The following is a 22,828-nucleotide window of genomic DNA, read 5'->3' on the forward strand; positions in this document are numbered from 1 at the left end:
ATTAAAGTGGTACGCGAGCTGGGTTTAAAACGTCGTGAGACAGTTTGGTCCCTATCTTCCGTGGGCGTTGGATATTTGAGGAGATCTGTTCCTAGTACGAGAGGACCGGAATGGACGAACCACTGGTGTTCCTGTTGTYGCGCCAGCGGCATAGCAGGGTAGCTAAGTTCGGTACGGATAACCGCTGAAAGCATCTAAGCGGGAAGCCAACTTCAAGATTAGATATCCCCTGACGTCAAGTCAGCTAAAGACCCCTTGGAGACTACAAGGTTGATAGGCCGGGTGTGTAAGTGCAGTAATGCATGGAGCTTACCGGTACTAATCGGTCGTGAGGCTTAGCCACAATATTGGTGATCTTTGATTRCAGCAAAAGCGCTTTGGTTTTAATGAGCTTGTCATARATAAAAAAAATAACTCGACGCATGAATGAATAAGGTGTAAAAGCCTTTAGTTCTTTTTTAATACAATACATCGAAATACAATTTTCGGTGGCGATGGCGTCAAGGTCACACCCGTTCCCATCCCGAACACGGAAGTTAAGCTTGACTGCGCCGATGGTACTGCATGGGCAACTGTGTGGGAGAGTAGGACGCCGCCGGATTCTTTTAACGCCCTGCCTTCAAGGTGATTTCACCTCGAAGACAGGGCGTTTTTTATTTGATTTTATTATTCCTTCCTTGCCCTGTCGTTTTTACCTCCTTAATCTTTATCTACGGCCCGATTCATGTCTTTACGCATGATGCGGGCAGGTATAAGACCTGCCTTTGTTAAGTCATCCTTATCTGGCCTCCTTGCTGTCACACCCATGTGTCTTATTGACGGCACACGGCCCTTAGGATAAGGTTGCGGCATTGGGAGCTGCTTTGTAGAGGCAGGATTTGATTTTACTGTAAAGGAAGATGGGAGAATCTTTTCATTACGAGGGTGAAGCTGGGGTAAAATACTTCTTTTGGAGTTTAAAAAGCGTGATTTGTGGGCACTGCGTTTTTTAACTGTTTTATGAAGTTCTCTCGGATTGCAGTCAGAAATAAATCTGGCAGTGGGAAAAGATTTTGTCAGGGGAGAATCAATGGGATTAAAAGATTGGAACACTATTTTAACGCCTGAAAAACTTAAAGACTTATTTCCTAGGGAAAAATCGGATGCTTTTTTTGATGCCCTCTTTGGTGATGCAGAAGAGGGGGCCTACGACATTGGCTTGGCTTTTCGTGGAGAGCCCCGTGAAAATCTTCTCGACTTTGCTTTTGTTCTGGAGCAGAGGCCTGGAAAATGTCTGGTTTGCAGTCTGACCTATGGTCTTCCGGATGTTTTTATGCGTCATCCGGTTATCAATGTAAAAGGTCTGGTCTCGGAGCTGTTGTCAATTATGGGGGATGGCGTTGCTTGCAAGAAATGGGAACTTGGCCCCACCCGTGAAGTAAGTAGGGATTGTCATGAGATACCTCTGCGTCTGGAGTTGAAAGCCCTGTGACGTTTTTTTATTCGTTTGTGCTTCTGGATGTTTTTAATCCGGATTGTCTTTTGCGGATACCTCTATTGTGAAGAGCCAGTTGTAACTTTAAAAAGCCACAGATTTCTGTGGCTTTTTTTATGAATAGAGTTCTTGACAGGAATAAATTATTTGTGCATTAATGCAAAACACTGTTTCGGTCGGTTGGACGATCGATAGGAGGAAAATATGGCTGCAGTAGAAAAACCCCGTGGACTGGCCCGGGAGAATATTCTTGATTCAGCAACACGTCTTTTTCTGGATAAAGGCATAGACAAGGCATCTTTATCGGACATTGCAGCTGAGGCTGGAGTCAGTAAAGGAACTCTGCATTATCATTTTGCATCAAAAAATGATCTGATCTTCCACATTACAGAAACGCATATGGAAGCCATAACGGATGAGCTTTTGAGTCTTTTGAACCGTATGAAGAAATGTCCTGATCGTTTGTTTTCTGCTCTGATGAGTTCATTGCTGGAGGCAAAGGGCAGGGGGCGTCTTCACCTGCATCTGGTTCGGGAGGCTGTTGCTGGAAACCCTGAGTTGCGGAGCAAAATTGCAGGAAGTTATAAGGGATGGGAAAACTTACTTCAGGATTCCCTAAGTCAGTTGTTTCCCGGACACAGGGCACCTGCTTTTGCTGCTCAACTGATCATTTCCATTATAGATGGTTTTATTATTCAGGATCTTGTCCGTCAGAAGGAAGTTGATTTTACGCATCTGGTGGAGGCTTTGATGGCATTGAATGTCTTTTTTTCCGAAAAGCCGGATTTGGAGAAGTTGATGGTGTAAAAAACAGCAAGTGGTTTTTGTGCTTATAAACCTGTTTTAAGGGCATGGTCGTTTACGCAGAATAAAGGTTTCAAATTTTTCCCTTTTTTAATTGTTCTTCCATGGGTGTGCTTTTTAAAACTTCAGGATAGAGGAGCCAGTAATGGAAAAAGTTTATCAACCTTTGAGGCCGGGCCGGAAATGGTTTAAGGAACTGGTGGCCCATGTGGTCTTTTTTGTACTGGGCAGGGCATTTCAGTCCGCAGCAAAGCTGGATGCGGGCATCCGCAGGGAGGTGGCGGAATGGGAGGAGGGGTTTACCCTTGCCATGTGCATCCTGCCCAAGGGGCCTTCCATGCTGCTTAAGAAGGTGGACGGGCGCATCCGCTATGCGGGATGGGCAAAGGAAGATGCCGATCTCATCATCCGCTTTAAAAATATTGAAAGTGCCTTTCTCGTTCTGACCCCGCAGATGGGATCCGCCCGGGCCTTTGCGGAAAATCGCCTCAGTCTTGTGGGGGATGTGGCAAGGTCCATGTCCTTTGTGCGCTGCCTCGACCGCCTGCTGGCCTATCTTTACCCCGCTTTCATCTGCCGTCCCCTGGTCAAACGCATGCCTCCTGTGCTGCGGCCTGTCCGGCGGCGGCTTTACATCTATACCTTAGGAATTCCCTTTGGCCTGTAGGGCTTTTTTTCCATATTTTAAAACCTCTAAGGAGTCCTCCCATGCTGCCTTCCTATTTTGAGTTTTATAATCCAGTGAAAATCGTTTCCGGTCACAAGGCCCTGGACAACCTTCCCTATGAACTTTCCCAGATGGGCGTTACCCGCCCTCTCATTGTCACGGACAAGGGGGTGGTGGCCGCAGGTCTTATTCAGGTCGTGCAGGAAGCCTTTGGCAGCTCCGGCATGACCATAGGTGCCATCTATGATGATGTGCCTCCGGATTCCTCCGTGGATGTGGTCAACGCCATTGCCGAAGTCTATCGTGCTAACGGGTGCGATGGTCTTGTGGCCGTGGGCGGGGGCTCCCCCATTGACACGGCCAAGGGAGTCAATATCGTGGTGTCCCACGATAAGGGAGAGCTGAAGGATTACATGGGCGCAGATCGGCTCACCGGACCCTTAAAGCCCCTTGTGGTGGTGCCCACCACCGCAGGTACAGGCTCGGAAGTGACCCTGGTGGCGGTGATTGCTGATATAAAAAGAAATGTGAAGATGGCCTTTATGTCTCGCCACCTTCTGCCCAATCTTGCCCTCATTGACCCCCGCATGACCCTCACCATGCCTGCAAAAATCACGGCGGCCACGGGTATGGATGCCTTGAGCCATGCCATGGAAGCCTATACCTGCCTGCAAAAAAATCCTTTAAGTGACGCCCATGCCACGGCAGCCATTACCCTCATAAGCCGTTATCTGCCCCTTGCCGTGGAAGATGGCAAAAATGCCACCGCACGCCTGGCCCTTGCCAACGCTTCCTGTATGGCAGGTGCTGCCTTCTCCAATTCCATGGTTGGCATGGTCCATGCCCTGGGGCACGCAACGGGTGCGGTCTGCCACATTCCCCATGGGGTGGCCATGGGCATCTTTCTGCCCCACGGACTGGCCTATAATCTTCCCGAAAGGGCTGAGATAATCGGCGAGCTGCTTCTTCCCTTAGGCGGTGCGGAGATATATGCGGCAACCCCTCCCCAGTCCAGACCGGAACGTCTTCTTGAGTCCCTCAATAAGCTGCAAAAGGCTCTGGAAATCAAGGCAGGGCTGCCCATGCGTTTAAAGGACGCCGGAGCCCGTGAGGATCAACTGGGAGAAATCGCTTTGAAGGCCATCAATGATGGCGCTTTGATGATGAACCCTAAAGAAATGGACATGGAAGACGCCAAAGCTGTTTTGAAAAAAGCCTTCTGATGGTGCAAGAAAATTTCATTTCACCGGATTTATTCGTGTTGCAACGTCAAAATTGAAGGGGAAAGTGAAGGATATGAAGGAAATTTCAGGAACATCCAACCGTGTGCTGGAGGTGGATCTCACCACCCGCAGCTTTTCCATATATACGGTTTCAAGGGAAGAACGCAGGCAGTGGCTGGGGGCCAAGGGCTTAGGCCTGAAACTGGTGTATGACCGTATGCCCCTCAATGCCGATCCTTTGGGGCCGGAGAACATCGTCGCCCTTATGCCCGGTGTGCTCATGGGGACGGGAGCGCCCTGCTCGGGAAGGTTCCATGCCGTAACCCGTTCCCCCCTGACAGGGATCATGACCAGCTCTTCCTGCGGCGGGCCCTTTGGCATGCAGCTTAAAACCGCAGGCTGGGACGGGCTGATCCTGAAAGGAGTTTCCACCACACCCGTCATTCTCCGGCTGGATGAGGAGGGTGTGATCTTTGAGGACGGCCAGCCCTTCTGGGGCATGGATACCCAGGAAAGTCAGAAGGCCCTTGCCAGTGGCAAGGAGGCGGCTCTGGTCATCGGACCTGCGGGAGAAAACCTTGTGGCCTTTGCCAATGTGGCTTCTGGTCATCGCTTTCTTGGTCGGGGCGGCATGGGAGCCGTTTTCGGGGCTAAAAAGGTCAAGGCCATTGTGGCCAAGGGCGGGGCCTATAAAATTCTGCCCAAAAATGCCAAAGCCTTTGAAAGGGCGAAAAAGCGGGGCAACGCCTATATTCAGCGCAATGAGACCAGCTCTGTTGGGCTTCGCAACTACGGGACCAACATGAACCTCAACCCCAACAACGAGGCCAACATCCTTCCCGTGGAAAACTTCCGGGCAGGCCGCCATGACAGAGCCTTTGAAATGTCCGGGGAAATGACAAAGGATCTGCACGATACCCGTTTTCATACCTGCAAGCCCTGCACCATCCTCTGCGGCCATTCGGGTACCTATGGTGGAAAACGGATGCCCGTTCCTGAATTTGAAACCACAGTACTTCTCGGTACCAATCTTGCTATCTTTGATAGGGAAAAAAATGCGGAATGGAACCGGATCTGTTCTGATCTGGGCATGGATACCATCAGCGCAGGTGGTACTCTGGCCTGGGTTATGGAGGCTTCGGAAAAGGGCCTTGTGGAAAGTCCTCTGCGTTTTGGTTCTGCCGAAGGGGTGAGCGAGGCCCTTATTTCCATAGCAAGAAATGAAGGCTTTGGTGCGGAAATGGCCAAGGGCAGCCGCTATCTTGCCAGCCGTTACGGTGGAGAAGCCTTTGCCATGCAGGTGAAGGGCCTTGAGATGGCCGCCTACGATCCAAGGGGCAGCACCGGGCAGGGACTGGCCTATGCCGTGGCCAACCGGGGAGCCTGCCATCTTTCCGCCTATCTTGTGGCCCTGGAGGTGTACTTTGGTCTTCTCGACCGCCATTCCACTCAGGCCAAGGCGGAGTTTGTCATTTTCTTTGAAAACCTCACCTGCGTCATCAATGCCCTGCAAAGCTGCCAGTTCACCATGTTTGCCTATACTCTGGAACCGCCCCTTTCCAAATATACACCGGATTTCATGCTGGCCATCCTCATGCGCTTTGTGCCGAAACTTGCCATCGCCCTTATGGATTTCAGCGCTTATACTAATCTCTGGACTTCCATCACAGGAGAAAGACTTTCTTCTTCCGAGGTGTTAAAGGCAGGCGAGCGTATCCATGTCCTGGAACGCTACATGAACACCCGCATGGGTGTCTCCCGCAAGGAGGATACCCTGCCTGACCGTCTTCTCAGGGAAAGCCGCAGGGGAGACAAAAAAAAGCGCACCGTACCCTTAAAGAAGATGCTGGATCGCTACTATACTTTAAGGGGATATGATGGCAGCGGTATTCCAAAGGCAGAGCTTCTGGATGGGTTGGGAATAGGGATTCGTCCGTAATTTAAGGTACAGTTCGGATTATTTTTTTTCCGGACCGCTGAAGGTTTTGTGTAGAAGCTCAGAAAGCTTAGGATTTTCTTCTTCTATTTCCAGTATGGTTTCCGGCTCAAGCAGGGTGTCTGGATCCGGATGGGGGTAGTTTATGCTATGCTGTCTGTGGATTGTTTCCAGTGCTGCATACATGGCATAGCAGGCAATGCTTTCAAACAGCACTTCTTCGGGAAGGGTTTCCATTTGAAAGTGTGCGGGATAATCATAACGGGACTGGATGATTTCTGTGATGGCGGCCAGAAAAAGGCTGCCGTCCATGTCTTCAAAAAGGTCCATGGGATTTTCCCCTGCTTCGGCCGGGCTGTTGCCGGATGCATGACGGAGAAAGCGGGTGGCGGCCCGGAATACGGGCTCCAGCCAGATGTCCGGGAGATTGTGGGGTAAGAGGGCTTCGGCCCCTCTTGAAACAATGGTGTCCATGAAATCACTGAGCATAGGGTATCCTGATGTGGGAGTTGAAGTGGCATCCTTTATGGGTGCCCGCTGGCAGGCGTAAAAAACTTCCTTTGCAATAGTTCTGACTTTAAGGCTGTAAGGAAGGTGGTAATCAGAAAATAATTTTATGTGACAGGCAGCTGGGGCTTTATGGCCCCTTTTTTTATGGGTGGAACCATAGCAAAAAACAGATGCAAATTCCAGACCGTTTATTTGACAGTTTTGGGCCGATGCTTATGATTCTTTGGAAAAAGCATGCTTCGATATGGACTTTTTTCATTAAAAATAAGGAGACGCCATGCGTTTTGATAAATTCACTTTGAAAAGTCAGGAACTTTTACAGGAAGCCCTGCAAAGGGCAGAAAACTATACCCATCCCCAGGTGGAACCGGGACATCTCCTTGAAGCCATGCTTCTGGATGAATCCGGTATTGCCATGGCCATTTTCCGGAAAATCGGGGTGCCGCTGCAGCAGCTTCAGCAGGAAGTATCGGAACTTCTGAAAAAGTATCCGAAGGTCACAGGTGCTGCAGGTGAGAGGGGCCTGTCAAGGAATCTCCATAAGGTACTGGAAGCGGCTTTTAAAGAAGCCGACACTATGAAGGATCAGTACTTAAGCGTGGAACATTTGCTTCTTGCCCTTAGCGGAGACAAAGATGGCATTGCAGCCATTTTTTCCCGTTGCGGAATTTCCAGACAGGGTATTCTGGAGACCCTTCAGGGCATAAGGGGTAATGGTAAGGTAAGGGACCCCAATCCTGAGGATAAATATCAGGCTCTGGAAAAGTATGCCAGGGATTTGACGGAGCTGGCCCGGGCAGGCAAGCTTGATCCTGTGATCGGCCGGGACGAGGAAATCCGGCGGGTGGTGCAGGTACTTTCCCGGAGAACCAAAAACAATCCCGTTCTTATTGGTGAGCCGGGGGTGGGAAAGACCGCCATTGTGGAAGGTCTTGCTCGTCGTATTGTGGAAGGAGATGTGGCGGAATCCCTGAAAGACAAGCGTCTTTTGACGCTGGATATGGGTGCTCTTATAGCCGGAGCCAAATACCGTGGTGAGTTTGAGGACAGGCTGAAGGCCGTATTAAAGGAAGTGGAAAATGCCGAAGGCGGTATAATCCTCTTCATTGACGAGCTTCACACCCTTGTGGGGGCTGGTGCGGCCGAAGGCTCCATGGATGCATCCAATATGCTGAAGCCTGCTTTGGCCCGTGGTCTTTTGCACTGTGTGGGGGCCACCACTTTGAATGAATACAGAAAATATATAGAAAAGGATGCGGCTCTGGAGCGTCGTTTTCAGCCCGTTCTGGTCCAGGAACCCAGTGTGGAGGATACGGTTTCCATTCTCAGGGGTTTGAAGGAAAAATATGAGGTGCACCATGGGGTGAGGATCAAGGATTCTGCCCTTGTGGCTGCGGCCATGCTGTCGGATCGTTATATTTCCGATCGTTTTCTGCCGGACAAAGCCATTGACCTTATGGATGAGTGCGCTTCCAAGATACGCATGGAACTTGATTCCATGCCAGCTGCCATTGATGAATTGCAGCGCCGCATGACCCAGCTTGAGATTGAACGGGAAGCTTTGCGCAAAGAAAGTGATGCGGCTTCTGCATCAAGACTTGAAAAGCTTGAGCTGGAACTTGCAGGACTGAAAGAGGAAGTACAGGAGCAGCGGGGCCGCTGGCAGAATGAAAAGGATACCATAGGTCGTATCCGTGAAATAAAAGAGAGAATGGAACAGCTGGGTATAGAGGAAGAGCAGGCCCAGCGCAGGGGAGATCTGGCACGTGTTGCGGAAATCCGTTATGGCCTGATGCTGGAAACGGGTAAAGAACTGGAATCGGCCAAAAACTATCTTTCAGAGCTGCAGGGAGAAAACCGAATGCTTCGTGAGGAGGTGGACGCCGAGGATATTGCGGAAGTGGTTTCCCGCTGGACAGGTATTCCCGTGGCCCGGATGATGGAAGGGGAAAGGGAAAAGCTTTTGCGCATGGAAGAGGTGCTGGGCCAGCGTGTGATAGGGCAGCATGATGCGGTGGTGGCCGTGGCCAATGCCGTGCGCAGATCCCGTTCCGGTCTTCAGGATCCTGACCGGCCCATGGGAAGCTTTATCTTTATGGGACCTACGGGTGTGGGCAAGACGGAACTGGCCAAGACTCTGGCCTCTTTTCTCTTTGATACGGAACAGGCCATGGTGCGCATTGATATGAGCGAGTTCATGGAAAAACATTCCGTGGCAAGGCTCATTGGTGCGCCTCCGGGTTATGTGGGATATGAGGAGGGCGGTTATCTTACCGAAGCGGTACGAAGGCGGCCCTACAGCGTGATTCTTTTTGATGAGATAGAAAAGGCCCATCCCGATGTTTTCAATCTGCTTTTACAGATGCTGGATGATGGTCGTCTCACCGATGGCCATGGCAGGACCGTTGATTTCAGAAACACTCTGATCATCATGACCTCCAATGTGGGCAGCCGGATGATTCAGGAAATGGAAAGTATGGATCGCTCTGAAATTGAGGCGGGCATAGAAGCTGCCCTGCGGGCAACCTTCAAGCCTGAGTTTTTAAACCGTATTGATGAGACCATCATTTTTGAAGCCTTAAAGCCCGATCAGATTCAGAGTATTGTATCTATTCAGATGAAGCGTCTGGAGGCGCGACTGGGTGAAAAGCGGGTGCGTCTTGTGCTGGATGAAGCAGCCTCTGCATTGCTGGCGGAGAAGGGATACAGCCCTGTTTATGGTGCAAGGCCCCTGAAGCGGGTTATACAGCAGCTTCTGGAAAACCCTCTGGCCGTAAAAATTCTTAAAGGGGATATGCCTGAGGGCAGTGAGATAAGGGTTTCTGCGATAAAGGACGGGCAGGATACAGCCCTTGTTTTTGATATCTCCCCTGAAAGGACAGATCTATGAGCGATTTCAAGTCCCTTGATCCGGAACTCCGGAAATCCCTGGAAGCCATTGCCACCTTTGTGGAAACAATATCCGGGACCGCCCCGAGCCAGAAAGAACTGGCTCTGGTTTTGGGGCGGTATTTTGTTAAAAAGGAAATCTGCGATACCCTTATGGCGGAAAGGGTCTCTCTTCTGGAAAAAGAATTGTAAGGGCAGGTTTTTGATCCTTAGGGATTTGTAAGTATATATCCGGTATTTCTGAAGTCTTTGTATGGATTTTTTCTATCTCTCTTTTGGACTCTATTGACAATATAAATGGATCTGTTTAACTTTTGCAAAGTTTCCGGATTGCTGATGATGCAATTCCAGTTAAATGATTGCCGTTAACAACGGTTTTTTTAAAGGAGGTCCAATGATTGAAGTAAGCCCTGCTGCCATTGAGCAGATTAATGCCTATTTTGAAGGGCGGGAATTAATGCCCCTTCGCCTGTTTGTGCATTCCGGGGGCTGAGCCGGGCCTTCTCTGGCACTGGCTCTGGATGAGCCAAACAGCAAGGATGAGGTTTTCACCATCGAAGGTCATACCTTTGTGGCAGAAGCGGATTTTCTTAAGCAGGCGGCACCCGTAAAGATTGATTTCACATCCATGGGATTTAAAATAGATTCCAGCATAGATTTTGGTGCTGGTGGTTGTGGTTCCTGTAGCTCAGGTTCCTGCGGTACCGGCCACTGACGGATACGGTATTTATATTCAAAGGGCGGCTCAGAAGATGTTTTCTGGGTCGCCCTTTTTTTATTCGGATTTTTTATGGTGTTGCTTTTTATGTAATTGTTCAGCACAGTTTAATCTGAAAATCCAATGCAGTAATTGTAGCAGCTTCGTGCTATTGCAAGGCACCCTGGCTATTTGCAAGTGGCATTGCAATCGTTTCGGATCAGAGCTTCGCAGGCCTGTGCGAAAGAAGCGGCAAACTGTCTGAGCCGCACAAAGGCAGCGTGCTTAAGCCTGCCATGGTAATCAAAAAGCTTATTCTGCCTGTGGCGGCGAGTTTTTGCCGCTTCCGCACAGGGCCAAGAAGCTCTAAGAATAAGATTGCGTCACGGGCAAATAGTCTGGGTGGCTGTGCATCTGTCTGGCAGGTATGGCACCTGGAAAACTGTACTGAATACGTAGCTTTCTACTTGTTATCAGGGGTACTTTCTGTTTTCAGCCGGATGCCCTCCGGGTCCATTTCAACCTTCCCGGCTTTCAGCAGACCGCCGATGGCTTTTTTGAATTCTTTCTTGCTCATGGAAAAAAAACGGTAGATTTTTTCGGGTTCCGTCTTGTCTGTGCAGGGTATAAAACCCTTTTCGGTTTCAAGGGTATGGATGACCTTTTCCATGGAGGTGGAAATGGAAGCGTAGCCGGGTTTTTTAAGGACAAGGTCGATTTTTCCATCGGCCTGAATCTTTGAGATATATCCGGTTTTTTCATCGCCTATGGCAAGGTTTTCAAAGGTTTCGTTCTTGTGGATCATGCCGTCATGGCGGTGATTGATAACAGCCTGAAAGCCCAGTTTTGTTATGTTATAGATTAAAAGGTGAACTTCCTGTCCGGGTTTCAGGCTTTCAATGTTTTTGTCACAGGAGCGGGAAATTCGGGTAGTGCCGTAAACCCTGCGGGTCACTTCATCCAGACAGAGATGCACCACATGACGCTGTCCCGGAGCCATGGGATGGCGTTGCTGATTCAGGGGAACCAGGAGATCTTTTTCAAGGCCCCAGTCGAAAAAGGTTCCGAAGTCTGTGACATCTTTGACGCTAAGGAGGGCATAATCTCCCACCATGGCTTTGGGTACAAGGGTTGTTGCAATGGGTCTGTCTTCGGAATCCGTATAGACAAAAACATTTATGCGGTCTCCGGGGACAAGGCCTTCCGGTACATACTTGTTGGGGAGCAGAACTTCTTCTTCACCGGAGCTTAAGTAAAAACCGAATTCCAGACGGCGTTCGACCAGAAGGTCATTTATTTCACCTGTTTTGAGCATGGGTTGCCTTTTTCATATTCTGTTCTTTTTAAATGCATGAATCCCCACAGCCTTTCCGTGGCGGATTATGTATGAAAGCCATTGTATCCCAGCAGGCCGGTCAAGGCAAATGGCAGTGCTGTGAAGCTTTGTTCATATCTTGACGAAGCATGAAATAACCTTATTTTCTGTATCGGTTCAGCGTAGCGGATTTTAGCTGAAATAAACAGGCATCCATATGCCCCATATTATTGACGGAGGTCTTCCATGAACACCCTGAAAACCGGATTTTTACTGACCCTTCTGACCCTGATTCTGGTGGGCATGGGCAGTGCCCTTGGCGGCAGCTCCGGTGCCATGATTGCATTTATTATTGCAGCAGGCATGAATTTTTTCGCCTACTGGAACTCCGACAAAATAATTCTGAAGATGTACAATGCCGAGGAAGCAGGGCCTGAAACTCCCCTTTATAAAATGGTGGAAAAGCTGGCCCATAAGGGAGGGCTTCCCATGCCGAAGGTTTATATCATTCCAACGGACAGCCCCAATGCCTTTGCAACGGGCAGAAATCCTGAAAATGCTGCCGTTGCGGCCACGAGGGGTATCATTGCCCTTCTCTCCCATGATGAGCTGGAAGGAGTTATGGCCCATGAGCTGGCTCACGTGGCCAATAGGGATACGCTGATTGGTACCGTTGCGGCCACCTTTGCCGGAGCCATCGCCATGATAGGGAGTATGATGCAGTGGGCTGCCATCTTCGGTGGCCGTGGCGGAGACGGTGGAAGGGGCAATGTGGCTGGTGGGCTGATACTGGCTTTCATTGCGCCCGTGGCAGCCAGCCTTATACAGATGGCTGTTTCAAGATCCAGAGAATATCTGGCCGATGCCAGAGGCGCATCCCTCTGCGGCAATCCCATGGCCCTTGCAAGGGCTTTGGACAGACTGCAGCAGGGCAGTATCCGAAAACCTATGGAAGAGGCCAGGCCGGCTACGGCCCACATGTTCATCGTAAATCCCCTGAGCGGATCTTCCATGGCAAAGTTTTTTTCCACCCATCCTCCCATGGAAGAGCGCATTGCAAAGCTCAAGGCCATGGCAGGCAGGTAGTGTTCAGTTTTCAGACCTCCAGCAGGCCATAGGCCCTCATCTTGAGAAAGAGGGTTTTTCTGTGGATACCAAGGGCTTTAGCTGTTTTGATTTTATGCCAGTGGTTTTCTTCCAGTACCTTTAGAATATGCTGCCGCTCAAAGGCGGCAACGGCCTCTCCCATAATTTTGCTTTCAGGAAAGGGGGAGGCCGTTTTCTGCTGAGACAGACCAGGCAGATCCGTGTGATTCAGGGTGAAAAAACGCTGGAGCGTGTTCTGAAGCTCCCTTACATTTCCGGGCCAGTCGTGTTGAAGAAGTCTTTCCATCATGCCGGGCGGGATAGGGAGAGGTTTTTTTTCCTGCATTCGGGTAAAATGATCCACAAGCAGAGGAATGTCTTCCCGTCTTTCCCTCAAAGGAGGCAGGTGGATGGTAAGGATATTGATCCGGTAGTAGAAATCTTCCCGCATGCGTCCTTCAGCAACTTCCTTTGTAAGATCCCTGTTGGTTGCGCAGATGAGTCTGAAGTCTGAACGGTGGGCTGAAGTACCACCCAAGGGAAAGTATTCTCCCAGTTCAAGGGCCCTCAGCAGTTTGACCTGCAGATTTTTGCCCAGTTCTCCGATTTCATCGAGAAAAAGGGTTGCACCGTGGGCCATGGCCATGTAACCACGTTTGTCCTGATGGGCACCGCTGAAGGCCCCCTTTTTGTATCCGAAAAATTCACTTTCAAGAATCCCGGGAGGGATGGCTCCGCAGTTGACGGTGACAAAGGGGCGGCTTTTTCTTCTTCCTGCTCCCTGCACAGCCTGGGCTACAAGCTCCTTTCCTGTTCCGGACTCCCCTGTGATGAGAAGTGGTTCTCCTGAAGATGCTGCCTGAAGAATCTGCTCATAGATTTTTTGCATGGCAGCGCTTTTGCCTACAATCTGACCAAAACGATAGCGCTCTCCCATGTCCGAGCGGAGTTTTCTGTTCTCGCTGCGCAGGAGGCTGGCTTTGTTCCTTAGTTTTTCAGCCTCATGCTGCTGTTCTGTCACATCTGTCATCATGACCTGAACCAGCTGGACGATGCCGGAAGCATCAAAAATGGGTGTGGCAACGGTATCGTACCACCTGTCATCATCGGGGTCGTGTACCCGGCGCTTAAGGGTTTTTCCGCCAAAAACTTCCCTGCGCATGGTTTCTGTGCGCAGTTCAGGCAGAGGAATTATGCGTGTGACATCCATTCCTGTGGCGTCGCAGCGGAGGCGGCGCATCAGGGGCTGATTGATGAATTCCACAATGAGATTGCGGTTGAATACGCAGAGGTAACCGGAAAAGTGATCCACCATGGCTTTCATCTGTGCTTCCTGCTTCCGGAGTTTTGCCTCAACCTCTAAAAAAGCTGTGATATCGGAAAAAGAGGCCACACTTCGTTTTGAATCAGGAATCATGGCAACCCGCACCCGTACATGGATGCGGCTGCCGTCTTTTCCAATAAGGCGGCAGGTATAGCTCTGGGGAGTTTCATGGTTGTTTTTTCTTCGGGCATAATGATAGCGGAGCATCCGGTCCCTGTCTTCCGGGGCCACAAAGTCGGTCCAGGGGCAGGGATGCAAAGGATGGGAGCATCCCACCAGTCTGCAGAAGGTGAGGTTGGCAAGGGAAATGCTTTTATCTTCTTCGATGATAACCATACCCGTGCCGGTATTTTCAAAGACGCTTTTGTAAGTATCCTGGGAAATCATGGTATTGATGGATCCGGTATAAAGGGGTAAAGGATACAGGCTGGTTCCGGCTCAATCCTGCCCGGAAAATGAAACCGTATATTATCAGAGGTTCCTATGGCTTTAAGTATTTTTGAAATTATGATGCTGATCTGTTTCGGTCTTGCCTGGCCTGTATCCATATGGAAATCCTGGCATTCCAGAACCAATGGTGGAAAAAGTCCGGTTTTTCTGGTGATTGTATGTCTTGGCTATGTTGCGGGTATTTTGCATAAGCTGGTCTATTATTATGACGCCGTCATATGGCTGTATTTTTTTAATGGTACTCTGGTTTTCTGTGATCTTATGCTTTATGTCAGAAACAGTTTTATCATGCGCAAAGAAGCTCTGGTACAGAGGGAGATATCCTGCCATCCTACTTTTAAAGGTCCTTTACCATAGGGTAGAAGTACCACTTTCCTGCTTTGTTCTTGGTCCTTATTTTTTTTTCATCCATGAGCATGTGTAGGGTCAGCAGGACCCAGCCTTCGGCACTGATCCGGGTTACAGAAGATGCCTTTGGATATATTTTTTTCAAAAGAGGGTAAAAAGAGATGCCATTATCTCCTGCGTTCTGAATTTCTTTGGAGACTTTCAGGGTTCGCTTTCGGGAGTGGGCCAGGGCATGGTCCAGGTGCTTTTGAGGCTCTTCTATGGGAGAGCCATGGGCCGGGAAAATTATTTTCAGGTTTTTCAGACGCTGCAGTTTTTTCAGGCTGATTTCGTAGTCATTGATGCTGCCCTTTGGAGGCCCCAGCCATGGGGTGATGGTTCGCAGTACCTGATCTCCTGAAAAAAGGAAACCTGCTGCCGCATCATAAAGTGCCAGATGATCATCGGAGTGGCCGGGAATGGGAAAATAGCTCAGGAGCCTGTTGCCAGCCTGTAAAACTCCTGATTCAGCTATGATTTCATCGGGCTCATTCACCCACTGCATACCGAAGGTCTTTTCCTGTATCCATTCAATCACTGGGAAGATAAGCCCGAGTAGTGCTGGTGGGCGGGGCTGGGGGAATCCGGTGTTTTCCTGCCATGCCTTCCGGTAAGCTTCAGCCGAGCTGATTTTTTTTGCCGTGGCGGAGGTGAGCAGTATCTTTGCCCCGGTCAGGTGACGGAGCTTGTAAAGTCCTGCAAAGTGATCTCCGTGACCGTGGGATACAAGAATTCTTGAAACCTGACAGGATTCTCCCCTGCTTTCCATGATTTGAGAGATGATTTCAAGGGCTTTCATGACGGTTTTTATATCATTCCTGGTGCCATAGCCAGCATCCCATAACAGCCCGTCTTGATATGCAAAAAAGTAGAGGTTTACCGGCGGTTTCAGCAAGGGAATACGGGAAGGGACCAGAATCCGGAACAGGTTTTTTTCAATTTCAAAAATCACTGGGAGCTCCTGTAAAAAAAAGAGAAGCTGGTATATGGGAACCTCTGGTCCATGGCTATTGATTGGTTCTTTGGCTTTTTCATCACTTATTCAGTATGGCCTGAATCATCTGGGAAAAGGTCTCCATGGGGCGGGTTTCGTATTTGTCCCTGTGCAGCAGGCGGTAAAACCGCCTCGGGAAATGCAGATCCTTTACTTTGACAATAAATAGTTTTTTATGGAACAATTCCGGTTCTATGGCGTAGGGGGACATGCAGCTTAAGGTATCCGGGTTCTGCAGTACCCGTTTGACGGATTCGGTATGATCAAATTCCAGAAAAACATTGAGGTTCACGGCCTGATCTCCAAGTCCCTGAAGAAAGGTGTCTCTGGTTCCTGATCCGGGTTCCCGCAGAAGCCATCTTTTTGAAAGCAGGGAGGCCATTTTATAAGGATTTTTTCGGGCGAAATCGGCATCAGAAGAGACAATGACCATTTCTTCCTCTCCAATGGGTGCAGACATCACTACGGTGCTCTGTACTTCACCTTCCACAAACCCCATGTCCAGCTTGCCGTTTTCCACACTCTGGGTAATTTCACTGGAATTGGCAGATGTGGTGGTGATGGCTACATCAGGATAAAGATCCCTGAAATGATAAAGAATCTGAGGGAGCACATAATCTGCAATGGTTGCGGATGCACCAATGTGCATGTGTCCGCTCATGCGCTCGCCTTTGAAGAGACCTATGGTATCATGGAACTGCTGCATGATGGGGCCTAATCGTTCAGAAAGAGCCCTACCATTTTCATTGAGCACAAGGCGGCGGTTCAAGCGGTCAAACAGGGGAATGCCTACCTCATTCTCAAGTTCTTTCAATGCGCTGGAAACAGCCGCCTGGGTAAGAAAGTGCTGTTCGGCCACTTTACGCACATGGGGTGTACGGGCAAGGGCAAGAAAGAGTTCAAGCTGGCGAAAAGTCATGGGATCTCCATAAGATCACTGCATACAGACGGCTTGCCAGTTGCAGGACTTTTTTTTATGCCCTTTTAGGGCAGGTTTTGAAATGCAGTGCTTAAAATAGCCATTAAGACCATAAGATGAATTTTGCTATCCCCGTTTTTTGCAAAAAATATTTCTGTACTTGTATTAAAGCCTGTAGTTTGCTTGCCGGATTGTGCCTATAAAAGCCTTGTATGGCTTGCGGTGTAAACATTATTTTATGCTATGCTGCTGTATGCAATTGTTTTTATGATTTTTAAGCCTAGAAAAACAATAAAAAAAAATTGTCGCTTTGTCCAGAATTATCAATTTGTTTTTTTGTTTCAGGCAGATTATATTGGCAAACAGGTGTGGATGTTCTGAAAGTCCCCTCTGACACGATAAGGGATTCCCTGACTTTCAGAATAAATGACATACCCGGCACACATCATACCTCCATCATTATACAATACCTCCCCTTTAAGGAAACGCCGGACAAAGTCCGGTGTTTCCTTTTGTGGTCCTGCCTGTATCTTCGATATTTAATTCTGTTATGGGGATCTCAGTACAAAAAAGACAATTCTTGCAATTTCATCGGAATCATCGGTGATTCTTTCAATCAGACTGGCAAGTTCCATCAGGTGGGTCATGGAAGCCGGGCTGGCACTGCTTTCCAGTATTTTTCTTTTTGTCCGGCGTGCAATAATCTGTGTATTATCGGTTTTATCGAGAATATTCTGTGCGGCTGCCATGATTTTTTTATGATTCTTTGCATGTTTTTTCTGGAGCCAGTATCCCGCTGCTATGGAAAGTTTTTCCAGCTCTTCTACCGTTTCACCCGCTGCATCAGCAAGCAGAAACAGTTCCGTTTCAAGGGGGTCTGCTACGGGTTCTTCCCTGACGAGAATCCACTCGAGTACCTTTTCCATGTGCAGGGCAATGCGCCCATGGGCGCGAATATACCTGTAACAAAGGCTCGGGTGTATGGTAAGTCTCCGGAAAAAATGGGATTTGAGAATACCTCCACATTCCAGTTGCTGAATTTCTTTACGCAGACGGAAAACATCTTCTTTAAAAGGAAGTGCCATGTCTTTTTTTCTGGATATGATACATTCCATGGCCTGTTGAAAGGCAAAGGCGCACTCTTTGAGATGCCGGGTCAGAACCCGTGTCTGAATAAAGGGGTTCTCAATAAACATTGTGATACCGGGTAAACGCATGGGCTTTTCACTTTTCTTGGGTTTTTTGAAATGGGAAAAGGGGAAAAAGTTATAAAGTCATTCTTTCCATTTTCAGGGCATATCACCAATTAGAGTGGGGAATCAAGTGCGCTTTGCTGGAGCAGACAACAGGATTCACATTGACAGTGGGGTCATGTGGTGTATAAAAACTCAGGATTAACTGCAAAACCATGGAAGAGATTTGAAAAAGATGGTTTTGTTTTTTTTTGTGTCTGGGATTATCCGGGTGTTTGTGAAACAACCTGACGTTGTGTCGTCTGGATAGGCGGATTTGCGTCCGAGCCGGGGCTGGGTCGGATGGGGAGAAATAAGGATGCATGAGATCGACTGGGTGAATTTTGCCTGTCAGTTGCTTGGTGGTCTGGGGCTTTTTCTTTTTGGTATGCGTATGATGTCCGATGGTCTGCAGAAATCAGCAGGGGACTCATTGCGCACTATTCTTGAGAAACTGACATCCAACCGTGTTGTCGGTGCCTTTGTTGGTGTTGTTGTTACTGCAATGCTTCAGAGCAGTTCTGCAACCACAGTGATGGTGGTAGGCTTTGTGAATGCGGGGCTTCTCAATCTGACCCAGGCGCTCAGTGTTGTATTGGGTGCCAATGTCGGTACAACGGTAACAGCCCAGTTAATCGCCTTTAAAATAACCAGCGTAGCACTCCCGGCCATTGGCGTGGGAGTTTTTTTACGCTTTTTTTCAAAGGTACCCAGGTTTCAGTACTGGGGAGAAGTTTTAATAGGGTTTGGTCTTTTGTTCCTTGGGCTTCAGATTATGACCCAGAGTTTTGTTCCTGTTCGTCAGAGTGATATTTTCCGTGAAGCTTTTATCTATTTTTCCATGAATCCTCTGGCCGCAGTCCTTGCCGGAGCCATTCTGACAATGATTGTGCAGAGCAGTTCCGCAACCATGGGTATAACCATTGCTCTGGCCAGCACGGGTCTTATTGATTTTTATGCGGCTGCGGCTTTTGTTCTGGGGGAGAATATTGGGACTACGGTAACAGCCAATATTGCAGCCATTGGTGCCAATAAAACCGCCAAAAGGGCAGCTCTGGGCCATTTTCTTTTTAATGCCATCGGCGTTATCTATATGCTTATTTTGCTGACCTTTTTTACGGAATTTGTGGACAGGCTTACTCCGGGGGATGCCAATTTTGTGAATGCTGAAGGCTTCCATCCTTATGTTGCCCGGCATATTGCCAATATACATACCCTTTTCAATATTATTAATATTATTGTCTTTTTGCCCTTGATTGGTTTTCTGGCCCTCATCTGTGAGCGGCTGATTCCGGGAAAGGACATTCCCGATGCCAATGCCACACTGCTGGATGACAACCTGATTGATACGCCGGATATGGCTGTACGTCAGGCCCGTAAGGAAGTGCAGCGTATGAGCGGCTATGCCCTTGAAATGCTTATTATGGCCAGAAAGGCTATTTTTGACAGGGATCTGAGGCTGATCAACCGCATCTATGAGCTTGAAGCCAGTGTGGATCGCATGGAAAAGGAAATCGGCAGTTATCTTGTCAGGCTGTATCAGACGCCCATGACGGAAAGAAATTCCCTTTATATAAACAGTATGATGCATGTGATTCATGACATAGAAAAGATCGGTGATTACAGTGAATCCATTGCCCGGTATGCAGAGAAAATGATTCAGGAAAAAATGGATTTTTCTGATACCGCAAGGGATGAAATGGCAGATATTTTTGATGTGGCTATCCGTTTCTGTACCCATGTTTTTGAGGGTTACAATACGGGAAGGTTTGGCATATGGGTGGACACGGCCGATGAAAACCTTATTGACCAGATGAAAATACAGTTTAAAAATAATCATATGGACAGACTTAGTTCCGGTGTCTGTAGTGTTGCCATGGGAATTCTTTTTGTGGATATACTCAATAAGCTGGAAAAGGTAGGGGATAACGCTTTTAATATTGCCCAGATACTGGTTCAGCGGGAATTGGAATAGTAGAAAAAAGAGTTGAAAACTAAGGTTTTGAGATATGCAGGGACGGCATCCGTTGGGGGAGCCGCCCCTGTTTTTGTTGTAGGATAGCCTGATTTACTTCCGCAGCCTTTTTAAGGATGCGGCGGGGATCAGCTGCGCTGAATGGTTACTTTTTGTATGACCACAGGCTCAAGGGGTTTGTCCTGTCCGTCTACGGGGGTTTTGCCGATATTCATGACAACGTCAAGGCCTTTGGTAACCATCCCGAAAACCGAGTGTCTGTTGTTCAGGTGGGGGGTGGGGGCCAGGGTGATGAAGAACTGGCTGCCATTGGTGCCTGGACCGGCATTGGCCATGGAAAGAATACCTGCGGCATTGTGTTTCAGATCTTTGTGGAATTCGTCTTTGAAACGGTAGCCGGGTTCTCCTGTGCCTGTTCCCATGGGGCAGCCGCCCTGAATCATAAAACCATCAATTACCCTGTGGAAGATGAGGCCGTCGTAGAAGTTACCCTGACGCAGGGTGCGCTGCCGTCCTTCCGCCAGATTGACAAAGTTCCATACGGTTTCAGGTACTTCTTTGACAAAAAGGTCGATTTCAAAATTTCCCATGCTGGTTTCAAAGAGGGCGGAAATTCCGTTCACCTCTTCTTTGTGTTCAGATTTTTTTAACATTTTTTTCTCCTTGAAGTTTTTATTTTCCTTTTCTGTCCTTAGACAGAATGGGGATCTTTTAGCAGCTCCACCGGGAAGGTGAAAGTAAAAAAAGCTCCCCGTATCCGGAGAGCTTCTCTTATTGCACTTTAAGAATTCAGATTTGTGATCCTGAATCAGGGATTCATGTGGTAAGCATCCACCAGGCTGTAAATTTCATCTTTAATGATACGGTTATAACGTTCCATATTAACCACAGGTTTTTTGTACATTTTGGTACAGAGTTCCTGCTGTTTTTCATTGGTGGCCTGCTTCATGGCCAGATCCATGGCATAGCGGGACATGTCCCTTACAAAGACGTCAAAAAGAGAGTCCAGGATGTCATCGGAAATGCCTTCCATCTTTGCTGACTCGCAGATGAGCTGGGCATAGGGTACCATGGCAAAGCATTCACCCAGAGCATAGAGGAAATCGAAATTTTTCATCTGTTCCATGAGATCCATACCGGAACCCATGAGAAATTCTTTGAAGGCTTCTATCTGCTCCATGAAGACCACTGCGTTGGGCAGGTGGGAAAGGGCCTTGAAGGTGGGCATGTAGTCGTGGAATTGGATTTTGCCGTATCCCTTGGTGGGACCCTGATTGAAGAGGAAGTCGTCGTTCTCTCCCCCGTTCATTTTGGGAACCTCAGGGTATTCCTTGGGATTGAAGATGTAGTTGGGGATGAGCTTGGCAATGAGTGCCATGTTCACATGCTTGGTACCTTCCAGCTTGGGCATACCTTTGATCTCCACGGCGGCCTGCTCGAAGAACATGTCCTTTTCAAAGCCCCTTGCAGCCAGAATGTCCCAGAGCAGTTCTGTGACCTGCTCGCCCTGAATGGCAACCTTCATTTTCATGATGGGGTTGAACAGGAGGTAGCGGCGGTCTTCGGGATTGGCGGCACGCAGATAGTCCGTAGCACGCAGACCAAAGAGCTTCATGCCCACGATGCGGCACCAGGAGTCAAAGAAGAGCTGCTGGATGTGGGCAAATTCCGTTACATACTTGCCAAAAAGCTTGCGCTTGGCTGCATGGTTCAGGGTTTCATAGAGGGAGTGCTCGCAAAGACCAATGGAGGCGGAACCAATGTTGAATTTGCAGATATTGATGGTGTTGAGCATATCATCCCAGGCCTTCTGACCACGGGAGAGGATTTCCGCTTCCGTGATGGGATAATCATGCAGGGCGAATTCAGCCACATACATCTGATTCTGGGCAATGACGTTTTTGATGCATTCGTATTTTTCATGGCTGGAGTCTACCACAAAAAAGACGTATTCATCGGTGTCCGCTATTTTACCAAATACCGTTACCGTACCGGCAAGATTACCGTTGCCTATATAATACTTGGAGCCCTGGGCCAGATAGGTGCCGTCTGCCTGAGGATACAGCTTCACCTCGCTGGAATAGATATCTGCTCCATGGGTGCGCTCGGAAAGGCCGAAAGCACAAAGGGGGTTTTCTTTAAGCTTGGCTGCGGCCTTGTGCTTGGCTTCTTCGTTGTCTCCCAGCAGTACGGGATCAAGACCAAGGGTGGAGACATGGAACATGTACCAGTATGCAGATCCGTAGAAGCCCAGAATTTCTGAAAACTCGAACATGCGGTAGGTGGAATAGTACTGATTGGGATCTTCTCCGTAACCCTTGGGCAGGAAAAGGGTTTCAAAAATTCTTTCTTTTTTTACAAATTCCGCAAAATCATAGGTAAATTCCCGGCTGTGGAAATCTTCCTTGAGTTTTGCAAGGCCTTTGTTTTCAAAGAACTCAATGGTTTTTTTCATGATTTCTGCAGAGCGCTCATCCGGATAGTTCCGGTCTTTGTACTGTTTGGGGTTAAAAAGAACCATGGTGCCTCCTTGTGATATTTTTATAGTGTTGTTTGCCTCTTCCCGGAGGTATTGAATTCCGGGGATCAGGCTTTGTCATCGCTTGAGAATGCAGTTGTGCAGGCGGCCTGGAATGTTGCGCTGCTTGAAAAGCTTCCACTCAGTTCAGTATTTGATCCGCATGGATTTGAAGTGTTTTGTTTATTTGTCTTTACGGGACGAATGTGTCTACGGTTAATATAATGATGACTTTTGCAGAATCCGGATATCCCTCAATCCCATTTCTAAATCATCCCCTTTGTGATAGCACTCACATCAGCTTACCGCAATGGGCTTTCGCATAGTTTTTTCTAAAAAAAAAGATTATTTAAAGGGAGGAGAAAAAAAATCCCTTGCAAGCTTCTTTGCGGGGTGTTTGTGTCCCTTTTTCTGGCTCAGGTTTGTTT

The 22,828-nt window shown here is 48.5% G+C and carries 19 protein-coding genes and 2 rRNA genes; 13 read left to right on the forward strand and 8 right to left on the reverse strand.

Annotated features, from left to right (window positions below; all coding sequences use genetic code 11):
• The 7 genes from FIM25_RS15110 to FIM25_RS15140 form a co-directional block, all read left to right on the forward strand.
• Positions 1–343: ribosomal RNA gene (locus FIM25_RS15110) — 23S ribosomal RNA — on the forward strand; the annotation flags it as partial.
• Positions 344–484: 141 nt separating this feature from the next.
• Positions 485–601, forward strand: a 5S ribosomal RNA gene (rrf, locus tag FIM25_RS15115).
• 468 nt (positions 602–1,069) lie between these two features.
• Positions 1,070–1,471, forward strand: coding sequence for a pancreas/duodenum homeobox protein 1 (locus FIM25_RS15120; RefSeq protein WP_139450695.1), 402 nt, complete (start codon positions 1,070–1,072; stop codon positions 1,469–1,471).
• 207 nt (positions 1,472–1,678) lie between these two features.
• The gene (locus FIM25_RS15125) at positions 1,679–2,281 is read left to right on the forward strand and encodes a TetR/AcrR family transcriptional regulator (protein ID WP_139450696.1); all 603 of its coding nucleotides are present in this window, start codon (positions 1,679–1,681) and stop codon (positions 2,279–2,281) included.
• A 142-nt stretch (positions 2,282–2,423) separates the two neighbouring features.
• The gene (locus tag FIM25_RS15130; RefSeq protein ID WP_139450697.1) at positions 2,424–2,945 is read left to right on the forward strand and encodes a hypothetical protein; all 522 of its coding nucleotides are present in this window, start codon (positions 2,424–2,426) and stop codon (positions 2,943–2,945) included.
• 41 nt (positions 2,946–2,986) lie between these two features.
• Entirely contained in the window at positions 2,987–4,168 is a 1,182-nt protein-coding gene (locus FIM25_RS15135) for an iron-containing alcohol dehydrogenase (protein WP_139450698.1), read from the forward strand.
• A 73-nt stretch (positions 4,169–4,241) separates the two neighbouring features.
• Positions 4,242–6,107, forward strand: a complete 1,866-nt coding sequence (locus tag FIM25_RS15140; protein WP_139450699.1) for an aldehyde ferredoxin oxidoreductase family protein — start codon at positions 4,242–4,244, stop codon at positions 6,105–6,107.
• 18 nt (positions 6,108–6,125) lie between these two features.
• On the opposite strand, the gene FIM25_RS15145 is transcribed toward FIM25_RS15140, so the two are convergent.
• Positions 6,126–6,593, reverse strand: coding sequence for a hypothetical protein (locus tag FIM25_RS15145; protein ID WP_139450700.1), 468 nt, complete (start codon positions 6,591–6,593; stop codon positions 6,126–6,128).
• Between the two features lie 298 nt (positions 6,594–6,891).
• Here FIM25_RS15145 and clpB point away from each other — a divergent pair, with 298 nt between their 5' ends.
• The 3 genes from clpB (at position 6,892) to FIM25_RS17175 (ending at position 10,218) form a co-directional block, all read left to right on the forward strand.
• Positions 6,892–9,504 (forward strand): ATP-dependent chaperone ClpB, encoded by a 2,613-nt coding sequence (gene clpB, locus FIM25_RS15150; RefSeq protein WP_139450701.1) that lies wholly within the window; start codon positions 6,892–6,894, stop codon positions 9,502–9,504.
• Positions 9,501–9,695, forward strand: a complete 195-nt coding sequence (locus FIM25_RS15155; protein ID WP_139450702.1) for a hypothetical protein — start codon at positions 9,501–9,503, stop codon at positions 9,693–9,695. The genes clpB and FIM25_RS15155 overlap by 4 nt, the downstream gene beginning before the upstream one ends.
• 379 nt (positions 9,696–10,074) lie before the next feature.
• Complete coding sequence (locus FIM25_RS17175) at positions 10,075–10,218, forward strand: hypothetical protein (RefSeq protein WP_179953434.1); 144 nt, start codon at positions 10,075–10,077, stop codon at positions 10,216–10,218.
• 445 nt (positions 10,219–10,663) lie between these two features.
• On the opposite strand, the gene FIM25_RS15160 is transcribed toward FIM25_RS17175, so the two are convergent.
• On the reverse strand, positions 10,664–11,515 hold the full coding sequence (locus tag FIM25_RS15160; protein WP_139450703.1) for a CvfB family protein: 852 nt from the start codon (positions 11,513–11,515) through the stop codon (positions 10,664–10,666).
• Between the two features lie 246 nt (positions 11,516–11,761).
• Here FIM25_RS15160 and htpX point away from each other — a divergent pair, with 246 nt between their 5' ends.
• Positions 11,762–12,601, forward strand: coding sequence for a zinc metalloprotease HtpX (gene htpX, locus FIM25_RS15165; RefSeq protein ID WP_139450704.1), 840 nt, complete (start codon positions 11,762–11,764; stop codon positions 12,599–12,601).
• 10 nt (positions 12,602–12,611) lie between these two features.
• Here htpX and FIM25_RS15170 read toward each other — a convergent pair whose 3' ends face one another.
• Complete coding sequence (locus tag FIM25_RS15170; RefSeq protein ID WP_139450705.1) at positions 12,612–14,312, reverse strand: sigma 54-interacting transcriptional regulator; 1,701 nt, start codon at positions 14,310–14,312, stop codon at positions 12,612–12,614.
• A 96-nt stretch (positions 14,313–14,408) separates the two neighbouring features.
• Here FIM25_RS15170 and FIM25_RS15175 point away from each other — a divergent pair, with 96 nt between their 5' ends.
• On the forward strand, positions 14,409–14,732 hold the full coding sequence (locus FIM25_RS15175) for a hypothetical protein (protein ID WP_139450706.1): 324 nt from the start codon (positions 14,409–14,411) through the stop codon (positions 14,730–14,732).
• On the opposite strand, the gene FIM25_RS15180 is transcribed toward FIM25_RS15175, so the two are convergent.
• The 3 genes from FIM25_RS15180 to FIM25_RS15190 all read right to left on the reverse strand — a co-directional run bounded on the left by FIM25_RS15180 (position 14,713) and on the right by FIM25_RS15190 (position 17,892).
• The gene (locus FIM25_RS15180; RefSeq protein ID WP_179953435.1) at positions 14,713–15,714 is read right to left on the reverse strand and encodes an MBL fold metallo-hydrolase; all 1,002 of its coding nucleotides are present in this window, start codon (positions 15,712–15,714) and stop codon (positions 14,713–14,715) included. The genes FIM25_RS15175 and FIM25_RS15180 overlap by 20 nt on opposite strands.
• An 82-nt stretch (positions 15,715–15,796) precedes the next feature.
• Positions 15,797–16,675, reverse strand: coding sequence for a LysR family transcriptional regulator (locus FIM25_RS15185; protein ID WP_139450708.1), 879 nt, complete (start codon positions 16,673–16,675; stop codon positions 15,797–15,799).
• A gap of 548 nt (positions 16,676–17,223) precedes the next feature.
• Positions 17,224–17,892: a hypothetical protein gene (locus FIM25_RS15190; protein WP_139450709.1), complete on the reverse strand. Its 669-nt coding sequence runs from the start codon at positions 17,890–17,892 to the stop codon at positions 17,224–17,226.
• Positions 17,893–18,226: 334 nt separating this feature from the next.
• On the opposite strand from FIM25_RS15190, the gene FIM25_RS15195 reads away from it, so the two are divergent.
• Complete coding sequence (locus tag FIM25_RS15195) at positions 18,227–19,882, forward strand: Na/Pi cotransporter family protein (RefSeq protein WP_139450710.1); 1,656 nt, start codon at positions 18,227–18,229, stop codon at positions 19,880–19,882.
• A 128-nt stretch (positions 19,883–20,010) separates the two neighbouring features.
• Here FIM25_RS15195 and FIM25_RS15200 read toward each other — a convergent pair whose 3' ends face one another.
• Positions 20,011–20,535, reverse strand: coding sequence for a peptidylprolyl isomerase (locus tag FIM25_RS15200; RefSeq protein WP_139450711.1), 525 nt, complete (start codon positions 20,533–20,535; stop codon positions 20,011–20,013).
• 155 nt (positions 20,536–20,690) lie between these two features.
• Positions 20,691–22,403 carry an acyl-CoA dehydrogenase family protein gene (locus FIM25_RS15205; RefSeq protein WP_139450712.1) on the reverse strand — a complete coding sequence of 571 codons (1,713 nt, stop codon included), beginning with the start codon at positions 22,401–22,403 and terminating at the stop codon, positions 20,691–20,693.
• Positions 22,404–22,828 lie beyond the last annotated feature (425 nt).

Origin of the sequence: Desulfobotulus mexicanus (genome assembly GCF_006175995.1) — a bacterium.
Classification (GTDB): Bacteria; Desulfobacterota; Desulfobacteria; order Desulfobacterales; family ASO4-4; genus Desulfobotulus; species Desulfobotulus mexicanus.

Bases quoted from the DNA above. Each gene is read 5' to 3' on its own strand.
- FIM25_RS15170 (WP_139450705.1), bottom strand. From the start codon at position 14,312: ATGATTTCCCAGGATACTTACAAAAGCGTCTTTGAAAATACCGGCACG.
- FIM25_RS15135 (WP_139450698.1), top strand. From the start codon at position 2,987: ATGCTGCCTTCCTATTTTGAGTTTTATAATCCAGTGAAAATCGTTTCC.
- clpB (WP_139450701.1), top strand. From the start codon at position 6,892: ATGCGTTTTGATAAATTCACTTTGAAAAGTCAGGAACTTTTACAGGAA.
- FIM25_RS15185 (WP_139450708.1), bottom strand. From the start codon at position 16,675: ATGACTTTTCGCCAGCTTGAACTCTTTCTTGCCCTTGCCCGTACACCC.
- FIM25_RS15175 (WP_139450706.1), top strand. From the start codon at position 14,409: ATGGCTTTAAGTATTTTTGAAATTATGATGCTGATCTGTTTCGGTCTT.
- FIM25_RS15145 (WP_139450700.1), bottom strand. From the start codon at position 6,593: ATGCTCAGTGATTTCATGGACACCATTGTTTCAAGAGGGGCCGAAGCC.
- FIM25_RS15140 (WP_139450699.1), top strand. From the start codon at position 4,242: ATGAAGGAAATTTCAGGAACATCCAACCGTGTGCTGGAGGTGGATCTC.
- htpX (WP_139450704.1), top strand. From the start codon at position 11,762: ATGAACACCCTGAAAACCGGATTTTTACTGACCCTTCTGACCCTGATT.
- FIM25_RS15125 (WP_139450696.1), top strand. From the start codon at position 1,679: ATGGCTGCAGTAGAAAAACCCCGTGGACTGGCCCGGGAGAATATTCTT.
- FIM25_RS15120 (WP_139450695.1), top strand. From the start codon at position 1,070: ATGGGATTAAAAGATTGGAACACTATTTTAACGCCTGAAAAACTTAAA.
- FIM25_RS15200 (WP_139450711.1), bottom strand. From the start codon at position 20,535: ATGTTAAAAAAATCTGAACACAAAGAAGAGGTGAACGGAATTTCCGCC.
- FIM25_RS15155 (WP_139450702.1), top strand. From the start codon at position 9,501: ATGAGCGATTTCAAGTCCCTTGATCCGGAACTCCGGAAATCCCTGGAA.
- FIM25_RS15190 (WP_139450709.1), bottom strand. From the start codon at position 17,892: ATGCGTTTACCCGGTATCACAATGTTTATTGAGAACCCCTTTATTCAG.
- FIM25_RS15160 (WP_139450703.1), bottom strand. From the start codon at position 11,515: ATGCTCAAAACAGGTGAAATAAATGACCTTCTGGTCGAACGCCGTCTG.
- FIM25_RS15195 (WP_139450710.1), top strand. From the start codon at position 18,227: ATGCATGAGATCGACTGGGTGAATTTTGCCTGTCAGTTGCTTGGTGGT.
- FIM25_RS15130 (WP_139450697.1), top strand. From the start codon at position 2,424: ATGGAAAAAGTTTATCAACCTTTGAGGCCGGGCCGGAAATGGTTTAAG.
- FIM25_RS15205 (WP_139450712.1), bottom strand. From the start codon at position 22,403: ATGGTTCTTTTTAACCCCAAACAGTACAAAGACCGGAACTATCCGGAT.